Raw genomic sequence first — 5457 nt, 5'->3', positions numbered from 1 at the left:
CATGTAGATGCACATCTGCTCGCGGGCGTGGCCGGCGAAGACGTAGGTCGTCGCGGTGAGAATGCCGATCCAGAGATACGCGATGAAGGGCGCCTGGAAGGTCGCAAGCTCCTTCACGAGCGTCGGCGCATCTGCGAAATAGAGCACCCAGGCGCCGCCGGTCCACCAGGCGATCATGATCCAGAGGAAGTGCTTGAGCGCGACCTTGCGCAGATGGGTGAGGGTCCAATAGTGCTTGTCGCCCTGCATGCGCTCGCGCCGGTCGCCTTCGACCCAGCGCTCGACCGCATAGAACAGGTCGGTCCATACGGTCTGCGGACACATGTAGCCGCACCACAGCCGCCCCGCGACCGCGTTCATCAGGAAGAGCGTCATGGCCGCGAGGATGAGGAGGCCGGTGAAATAGTAGACCTCCTGCGGCCACAGCTCGATGAAGAAGAAATAGAAGCGCCGATGCGGGAGGTCGATCAACACGGCCTGGTCGGGCAGGCCGGGTCCGCGGTTCCAGCGCACGAACGGCAAGAGATAGTAGACCCCGAGCGTAACGCAAAGGATCGCCCATTTGATGCGGCGGAAAGGGCCGTGTACCGATTGCGGATAGACCTTCCTCCGCTTCTCGTAGAGAGGTCCCTCGATGAAGGTGTCGTCGGTCATGGCAAATTCCCCCGCATAACAGGCTGAATTGCGTGTTCAGGAGAACGCGCAACCGCTGCTTAGGCCCAGCTTCCTGAACACGATCGCCGCCGGGCAGAAGCCCGTGAATGAGGCCTGCAACATGTTCAGCCCGGCAAATGCCGTCAGCAGGTACCAATACGCATTCACATAGGTGCCCAGTGCGAGACCGAGCAGGACGACAAATCCCGCAAAGGCGAGGACGGCTTTATCGACGTTCATGGCAGGCTCCTTTTTATCTGGCGACTTACGAACGAGTCAGGTTGGATTCAGTCCAGGCGACGATGCTGCGCGCATCCATCGCGCCGGAATGGCGGGCGATCTCGCGGCCACCGCGCATCAGCAGCAGGGTCGGGATGCCGCTGATGCCGAGGCGCGACGACAATGCGGCTGCGTTGTCCGAATTGAGCTTCAACAGCCGGACTTTCGGCTCCAGCTGCTGCGCGGCGCGCTCGAACATCGGCGCCATGGCCCGGCACGGACCGCACCACGGTGCCCAGACGTCGACCAGCACGGGAATGTCGTTGCTGGCGACATGGCGGCCGAACGCTTCCTCGTCCACCTCGATCGGATGACCTGTGAACATGGGCTGGTGACAGGCGCCGCAACGCGCACCTTCCGGTGCGCGTTCGGCGGGGAGGCGGTTGATGCGTCCGCAACTGCCGCAGACGATCTGGCGTGTGTTGCTCATGTACCGGTTCGGACCTCCTTGAGCTTGGCGATGTTCAGCTTGTCGAGAACGAAGCGTTCGTAGAACGGCTCGCTCTCACCGCGCCGCATCTTGCGCAGGAAGTATTTCTCGAAGGCGACCTTGGCGAGGTGCACCCACTCGCCCTTGGAGGACCAATTGACGTTTCGCGGCGGGATCTGCGGCTGCGCCAGGAACGCAACGCCGGAGTCGCCGAAGTCCGCGAGGCAGATCGCGTTCCAGGTCGGCTGCGCCGTGGGCGCCTTGCCGCGAAGCAGGGCGCCGATGTTCATCGCGGTCGCCGTCACCATGGATTCGATCATGAAGCCCGTCTTGGGGACGCCGACGGGCACCGGTGTCGCGCCGACCGGCGCGATTGCGACGCAGACCCCGACCGCGAAGACTTTGGGATAAGCGGGACTCTGCTGGTGCTTGTCGACGACGACGAAGCCACGCGGATTGGTCAGCTTCTCGATGCCGCGCAACGCCTCGACGCCGCGAAAGGCCGGCAACATCATGGAATAGGCGAATGGCAGCTCGTGAACCTTGCGGGACGTGCCGTCGTCGGCGAACTCCTCCACCGACATCAGGCCGGGAGCGACCCTATCGACGCGGGCATTGGTGATCCACTTGATGTGCTTCTCGCGCATCTCGCTTTCCAGGAGGCCCTTGGTGTCTCCGACGCCGTCGAGGCCGAGATGTCCGATATACGGCTCGGACGTGACGAACGTCATCGGGACGCGGTCGCGCAGCTTTCGCCGGCGCAGCTCCGTCTCCAGGATGAAGAGAAACTCGTAGGCGGGCCCGAAGCAGGACGCGCCCTGCACGGCGCCGATCACGACCGGGCCGGGATTCGCCGCGAGTTGCTCGAAGGCTTGACGGGCATGCGCGGCATGATCGACGTGGCAGATCGACTGGGTATGGCCTTGCGGACCGAGACCCGGGATCTCGTCGAACGCCAGTTCAGGACCGGTCGCGACGACCAGATAGTCATAATCGATCGACGTGCCGTCGCCGAGCTCGACACGGTTCTCGGTCGGGTGGACGCGCCTCGCGCCCTGCGTCAGCAGCCGCACTCCCTTGCGCTTCATGACGTCAGCGAGATCGATCTCGATCTCTTCGCGCTTGCGCCAGCCGACTGCGACCCAGGGATTCGATGGGACGAAGTGATAGACGGCGCCTTGCGAGACGACGCTGAGGCGATCTTCCTTTCTCAACTGGGGCAGCAATTCATAGGCCATCAGCGTTCCGCTCAGACCGGCTCCAATTACGACGACTTCCGCCATGGGTTCCTCCGTTGGATCAAACCGCTCCGCCGGTTGAGCTCCGGCCGTCGTGCGGCGCTTGACGATATATTCGTAAATGCGTATATACGCAAGTATGAAGGTTAATGCTGAAATCATGGAACGGGCGGCGGATCAGGCGAGCGAGCTGCTGAAGGCACTCGCCAACCGGCACCGTCTGCTGATCATCTGCCAGCTGATCGATGGTGAGCGGTCGGTCGGCGAACTCGCCGAGTTTCTGAGCCTGCGGGACTCCACGGTCTCCCAACATCTTGCGCTCCTTCGCAAGGATGGCTTGGTGTCCGCCCGGCGCGAGGCGCAGACGATCTTCTATTCGATATCGAGCGAGCCGGCGCGCGAGGTGCTCAAGACGCTCTATCAAGCGTTCTGCGCGCCGAAGTCCGCAAGGACCAAGTGAATCCTAGGAGAGTTCGGGAGGCGGCGCCTTGAGCAGGATCAACACGCCCCATTCCGATGCAGATGACATGAGCTGCAAGGCAGCGTGGTGGTGCTTTATATGACACGGAACTATCACATGCGACGTCTGGCGAGATATTTGGGCTTGCTGGCCGCCTTTGCGGCCATCGGCCTGCCCGGAGTATCGGCGACCGCGGCCGAGGCGCTCGTGGTTGCACGGCAGTCGGTCGCCGATCAAAAGGCCGTATTCGCCACGGTCGAAAGCACCAGCGTGGTGCCGGCGCGCGGTCGGATCGGCGGCACGGTGGCTCAGCTCAAGGTCAGGGAAGGAGATCGCGTCGCCGCCGGTCAGGCGATCGCGACCATCGGCGACGAAAAGCTCGTTCTGCAGATGAAATCGCTCGACGCGCAGATCGAGGCGTTGCAGGCGCAGGCGAACCAGGCGCAGCTCGACTTCACCCGGACCGAGGGCCTGGTCGAGCGCGGTATCCTGCCGCGCATCAAGCTGGACGAGCAGCGCACGGCGCTGAACGTCGCCGAGAACGGACTGCGCGCCAAGACTGCCGAACGTGCGGTGATCAACGAGCAGCTCAACCAGGGACAGGTGCTCGCGCCGGCGGACGGCCGCGTGCTGAAGCGACTGATCACCGTGGGGTCCGTCGTGCTCGCGGGCGATCCGATCGTCACCGTCGCCCAACAGAATTTCAAGCTGCGGCTTCGCGTGCCGGAGCGGCATGCGCGCTTCCTCAAGGCGGGGGATAGGATCCGCGTCGACGGCGCGGAATTCGCCGGAGAGGCCGCAAAGTTCGGCGTCATCGATCTCGTCTATCCGCAGATCGAGGAGGGGCGCGTCATCGCGGATGCAACGGTCGAGGGTCTCGGCGAATATTTCGTCGGCGACCGCCTGCGGGTCTGGGTCTCCGGCGGCACGCGAACAGCGTTCGTCATCCCCTCCAGCTACGTGACGACCCGGTTCGGCATCGACTACGTCCAGCTTCAAAAAAATAACGGAACGATCGACGTGCCGGTGCAGCGTGGCCGCGAATTGCCGACGCCGGCGCTTCCCGATGGACTCGAGATCCTGTCCGGCATTTCGGCCGGCGACCAATTGGTGCGGCCGTGAATCTCGGGCTGTCGGGACGCTTGACCAGGGCGACGATCGCATCACCGCTGACGCCGCTGTTCCTGCTCGGCTCGCTCGTCGTGGGGTTGATCGCCGTGGTGGCGATCCCGCGGGAAGAGGAGCCGCAAATCAGCGTTCCCATGGTGGACATCCGCGTCAACGCCGACGGCCTGCGCGGGCCGGACGCGGTGGAGCTGGTGAGCAAGCCACTGGAGTCGATCGTCAAGGGCATCGACGGCGTCGAGCACGTCTACAGCCAGACGGAGGACGACCGCGTCATGGTCACCGCGCGTTTCCTGGTCGGCACCAAGTCCGAGGATGCCATTCTGCGGGTGCACGAGAAGATCCGCGCCAATATGGATCGCATTCCTGTCGGCATCCCCGAGCCTTTGATCGTGGGGCGGGGCATCAATGACGTCGCGGTGACGGTGTTGACGCTGTCGCCGAAGCCGGAAGCTGCCAGCCGTTGGACCGACAAGGACCTCTACGAGCTCGCAGACAAGTTGCGTGCGGAACTGATGAAGGTCGACGATATCGGCCTGACCTACATATCCGGCGGCGCGGCGCAACAGATCCGGGTCGAGCCGGATCCCGAGAAGCTGTCGCTGTTCGGCATCACGCTCCAGCAGCTCGTGGCCAAGGTCAAGGACGCCAACCGCTCGTTCCTGGCGGGCCAGGTCCGCGATGCCGGCATCGTGCGGAGCGTTGCGGCGGGCCAGACGCTGTCCGGCATTCCCGATATCGGACTATTGCTCATCACGAGCCGCGAGGGCCGGCCGGTCTACGTCAAGGACGTCGCCTCCGTCATCGTCGGCCCGAGCACCGTCGAGCATCGGGTCTGGACCGAATCACGTGCCAGCGCCGGACAGTGGACGCGCTCGCCTGCCGTCAGCCTGGCGCTGGCCAAGCGGGCCGGCGCCAACGCGGTTGTCGTGTCCGAGAGCATCGCCGAACGCCTCGAAGGACTGAAGTCGCGCCTTCTTCCCGAAGATATCCAGGTGACGGTGACGCGCGACTACGGCGAGACCGCCAACGAGAAGGCCAACGAGCTGTTGTTTCATCTCGGGCTCGCAACGATCTCGATCGTGGTGCTGATCGCGATCGCGATCGGCTGGCGCGAAGCGCTGGTGACCTTCGTCGTGATTCCCACGACGATCCTGCTCACGATGTTCGCCGCCAATTTGATGGGCTACACCATCAACCGCGTCAGCCTGTTCGCGCTGATCTTCTCGATCGGCATCCTGGTCGACGACGCGATCGTGGTGGTGGAGAAC

Annotated in this window: 7 protein-coding genes; 3 read left to right on the top strand and 4 right to left on the bottom strand. The window is 63.8% G+C overall.

Annotation, left to right across the window (positions count from 1 at the left end):
- The 4 genes from JHD07_RS24440 to JHD07_RS24425 form a co-directional block, all read right to left on the bottom strand.
- Positions 1-654 (bottom strand): 4Fe-4S binding protein (locus JHD07_RS24440; protein ID WP_291626713.1); only part of this gene is annotated, 654 nt, incomplete at its 3' end.
- Positions 655-690: 36 nt separating this feature from the next.
- Positions 691-894 carry a DUF2892 domain-containing protein gene (locus tag JHD07_RS24435; RefSeq protein WP_028181089.1) on the bottom strand — a complete coding sequence of 68 codons (204 nt, stop codon included), beginning with the start codon at positions 892-894 and terminating at the stop codon, positions 691-693.
- Positions 895-919: 25 nt separating this feature from the next.
- Entirely contained in the window at positions 920-1363 is a 444-nt protein-coding gene (gene trxC / locus JHD07_RS24430; protein ID WP_291626705.1) for a thioredoxin TrxC, read from the bottom strand.
- Positions 1360-2646: an FAD/NAD(P)-binding oxidoreductase gene (locus JHD07_RS24425; protein ID WP_291626703.1), complete on the bottom strand. Its 1287-nt coding sequence runs from the start codon at positions 2644-2646 to the stop codon at positions 1360-1362. Before JHD07_RS24425 ends, trxC begins: the two co-directional genes overlap by 4 nt.
- A 115-nt stretch (positions 2647-2761) precedes the next feature.
- Between JHD07_RS24425 and JHD07_RS24420 the strand changes: the two genes are divergently transcribed.
- From JHD07_RS24420 to JHD07_RS24410, 3 genes are all read left to right on the top strand, one after another.
- Complete coding sequence (locus JHD07_RS24420) at positions 2762-3061, top strand: metalloregulator ArsR/SmtB family transcription factor (protein ID WP_193760522.1); 300 nt, start codon at positions 2762-2764, stop codon at positions 3059-3061.
- A gap of 117 nt (positions 3062-3178) precedes the next feature.
- The gene (locus tag JHD07_RS24415; RefSeq protein ID WP_291626699.1) at positions 3179-4183 is read left to right on the top strand and encodes an efflux RND transporter periplasmic adaptor subunit; all 1005 of its coding nucleotides are present in this window, start codon (positions 3179-3181) and stop codon (positions 4181-4183) included.
- The coding region (locus tag JHD07_RS24410; RefSeq protein WP_291626697.1) for an efflux RND transporter permease subunit at positions 4180-5457 on the top strand (1278 nt) is incomplete at its 3' end. The genes JHD07_RS24415 and JHD07_RS24410, both read left to right, overlap by 4 nt.

This window comes from Bradyrhizobium sp. (genome assembly GCF_016462955.1).
Lineage (GTDB): Bacteria > Pseudomonadota > Alphaproteobacteria > Rhizobiales > Xanthobacteraceae > Bradyrhizobium.
The sequence above is the reverse complement of the archived record's forward strand: the minus strand, read 5'-3'. Positions and strand labels throughout refer to the sequence as shown.

Bases quoted from the DNA above. Each gene is read 5' to 3' on its own strand.
- JHD07_RS24435 (WP_028181089.1), bottom strand. From the start codon at position 894: ATGAACGTCGATAAAGCCGTCCTCGCCTTTGCGGGATTTGTCGTCCTG.
- trxC (WP_291626705.1), bottom strand. From the start codon at position 1,363: ATGAGCAACACACGCCAGATCGTCTGCGGCAGTTGCGGACGCATCAAC.
- JHD07_RS24425 (WP_291626703.1), bottom strand. From the start codon at position 2,646: ATGGCGGAAGTCGTCGTAATTGGAGCCGGTCTGAGCGGAACGCTGATG.
- JHD07_RS24420 (WP_193760522.1), top strand. From the start codon at position 2,762: ATGGAACGGGCGGCGGATCAGGCGAGCGAGCTGCTGAAGGCACTCGCC.
- JHD07_RS24415 (WP_291626699.1), top strand. From the start codon at position 3,179: ATGCGACGTCTGGCGAGATATTTGGGCTTGCTGGCCGCCTTTGCGGCC.